Origin of the sequence: Hymenobacter frigidus (genome assembly GCF_014640435.1) — a bacterium.
In the GTDB taxonomy this organism is placed as follows: Bacteria; Bacteroidota; Bacteroidia; order Cytophagales; family Hymenobacteraceae; genus Hymenobacter; species Hymenobacter frigidus.
Map to the genome: position 1 here is coordinate 1 of NZ_BMGY01000088.1, position 2,958 is coordinate 2,958.

The 2,958-nt window shown below is 57.1% G+C and carries 2 protein-coding genes; one reads left to right on the forward strand and one right to left on the reverse strand.

Features of this window, described 5'->3' with window-relative positions; genetic code table 11:
* Positions 1-874 precede the first annotated feature (874 nt).
* Entirely contained in the window at positions 875-1,135 is a 261-nt protein-coding gene (locus IEW17_RS20490; RefSeq protein ID WP_229749180.1) for a transposase, read from the forward strand.
* Between the two features lie 104 nt (positions 1,136-1,239).
* Here IEW17_RS20490 and IEW17_RS20495 read toward each other — a convergent pair.
* On the reverse strand, positions 1,240-2,958 hold a 1,719-nt coding region (locus tag IEW17_RS20495; protein WP_188563927.1), incomplete at its 5' end, for an MBG domain-containing protein.

Genomic DNA, 2,958 nt, shown 5'->3' on the forward strand with positions numbered 1-2,958 from the left:
TCCGACTTTTTTGGGAGTCTTTTTGCTGCCCACTCTGCCCGCCGCCAAAAACCCTAAACAGGCTCAGTATGTCAAAAGTAAACAGGCAGTAGATTAGGGAGATGAAACTCGCCCCGATAGTCTTGACTGCCGCGCAGATGCAGCAGTTGGAAGGAATCGCTGCCACCGGTGCCCATCCGCGCGAGCGCAAACGGTCCCGAGCGGTGCTGAGTCATAGTAGCAGCCTGTTCATCAAATAGTTATCCGCTGCGTATGCAGCGTACCGCGTCACCGTCCGGGCGTGGCTGACCCGCTTCGAGCAGGGAGGCGCGGCCGCCTTGGTGAAAGGCCACCGGGCCGGCCTTCCCCCCAAGCTGGCTCCGGCTTCCAAAAAAAGTAGTGGCCTGGGTGGGCGCGGCCTGCCAGCAAGTCCGCCGGTTTGTGCCCCGCATCTGGTAGTAACTGTGCGTTCGTTTGCTCATCAACATCCTGCCTGCGTCAGGCAGGCTACCGCTGGAAGCGAATGCACCGCTTGCTCAAAGCCCAGCGGGACTCTGACGCCTTTGCCGCCGCGCAGCAGCAATTCGCGGCCCTGCAACTCGCGGCCCTGCAACACGCCGAGCAGCGGGGCGAGTAGTACTACGCCGACGAGGTGCGCTTCTCGCGCCATGCCCCCGTGCCTTACGCCTGGTAGCGGCGCGGCCAGCCGCCGGTGGGCCTACCGGCAGAACGCGGAGCCGGGGCGGCTATTCTGTTGTTGGGGTTCTGGCGGCCAGCCGACCCACAAGCCACCGGTCGTCAGCATTCTCTGGGCTTTGTCTCGCCTGCCGCCTTTACCCCTTACCTCTTCGTGCTGGTTGTGGCCGACTTGCTGGCCCACCGTACGTAGCCCACCGTGCTCGTGCTCGATAACGCCGCTATTCACAAAGTCGGGCTAGTCAAGGCCCAACTCGCCACCTGGGCGGCGCAAGGCTTGACCTTGTTTTTCCTGCCGCCCTACTCGCTCGAACTCAACCGCATCGACACCCTGTGGCGCTTTTGCAAGCATTATTGGCTGACCCCCGATGCCTACCAAACGCCGCTGACCCTCTGGCAGCACGTCACCGACCTACTACGCGCTATTGGTAGCCCAAACTACCAGATTACTTTTGCATGAATACTTAAGTTAAGTATTGCATCAGAGGCTCGTGACCGAATACAAAAAAGGCAGCCGGGAATGTCCCGGCTGCCTTTTGAAATTAAAGCTTCGATTGAGCTCCATTACCTCACGATGGTGATGCGCTTGTTCTCCGCTTTGCCATTCGTAATGAGGCGGCAGGTGTAAACACCCTCTGCCATGTCTCCTCTGGAGAGTGGGAGGTAATAATCCTGACCGCCTTCCACCTCGGCATTGTAGAGGGTAGCAACCAGCGCCCCCAGTTGGTTGTAGAGGTACACCTGGGCTTTGCCACCCTTCTGCGTATGGAAGTGAATAGTGCCCTGGTATGCCAGCGGGTTCGGGTAAACCTCCAGCAGGTTGCTGGCTACCTCCCCCTTGACAGTAGTAACCACCGCCAAAACTGGTTGGGTTGTGCTCCTAGCCGCTACGGTCGTTGTGGAAGCAGGTGCGCCGCCAACCGTGACCTCATCTAGCGGGTTGACATCTCTCAAAATGGTTTTTGTACCATCCCAGTTGCTCGAGTACCAAATACCTCCGTTGCTACGGTAAACGGTAATAGCTAACCTGTCAACTTTATCAGTAGTTACAGCTAAGTTGCCTTTACCATCATACATATTCAGTTGCATTGAGCAGTTGCCTTCTATGCTCTGCGATACTCCATTGACAATCTCTGAAAGATTTGCCTTACTGCTGAATTGAGCGGTGGGGTTGGTGGTCGACAGAACCGAGATAGCCGTGCTCTTTAGCTTATAGGTGTGAGTGTTGGCTGTCAAATTGCCATTACGGTCATATTTGCTAAACACCGTCATCTCGACACGGCCTTGTGGATTCGTCAAGCTCTTATTGTACTGGACAAAGAAGGCAAAGTTGGAGGTCCCTTTGATGTATCCTGCCGTAGCTGGAATTTCGTCGAAAGTACTACCGCCAGCTATCAACCCACCAGGGGTTGGTATGGCTACCGTTACCGGTTTGTCTTCCGGTAGGGCAACCGTTTTGTAGTTACCGGTTACCACTACGGCGATATTCAAGATGGTAGTGGAGCTGCCAATGTTGTACTGCACATTGGCAGCAGCAGTTCCTACCGTTATATCACCTGGATTAACCAAGCCAACGGGTAGGTTCTGGGCACCAGTAATGGGTACCATGGTGCCATTGTTGTTGATGTAAAACGACACTTTAGCTGTGCGAATGTCACCACCAGTATAGTTGGGGTCATCCTTCAGGGTGGCCACAAGGTTCAAGGTAGCCGTGCTGCTGTTTGGCCCGGTCGTCCAGAAGAAGCTGGAACCTGTGTAGTAGGTACTAGCGACTGGGTTACCGGTTTGCGGCGTGATGGTCAGCGTGCCGTTGGTCTTGGTCAGAGTGTAGTTGGCCAGGATGGCGGCCGTGGCATTCACGTCCGCCACGATGGCGTAGGTACCAACATTACTTGTTTGCGTAGCCGTCGTGGTGTAGGTGCCGGTGATGGCGTCGCCGTTCTTCACGCCCGTCAGGGTGCCGGTGAAACTCGGGTTAACCGCTCCGTAAATCTTAGTCTGGTTATTTGCTGCCACCGCGAGCGGGGCCCGGGTGATGGTGAGCGTGCCGTTGGTTCTGGTCGGGGTGGCCGTGTAGTTGGCCAGCACTTCCGGGGCGGCGTTGAAGTCGGCCACGATGGGGTAACCACCCACGTTGCTCGTCGCCGTGGCCAGCGTGGTGTAGGCGCCGGTGATGGCATCCCCGTTCAGGACGCCGGTCAGGGTACCGGTCAGCACGGGGTTGGCTTCGCCGTAGACCTTGGTCTGGTTGGCGGCCACTACCGCGAGCGGGGCCCGGGTGAT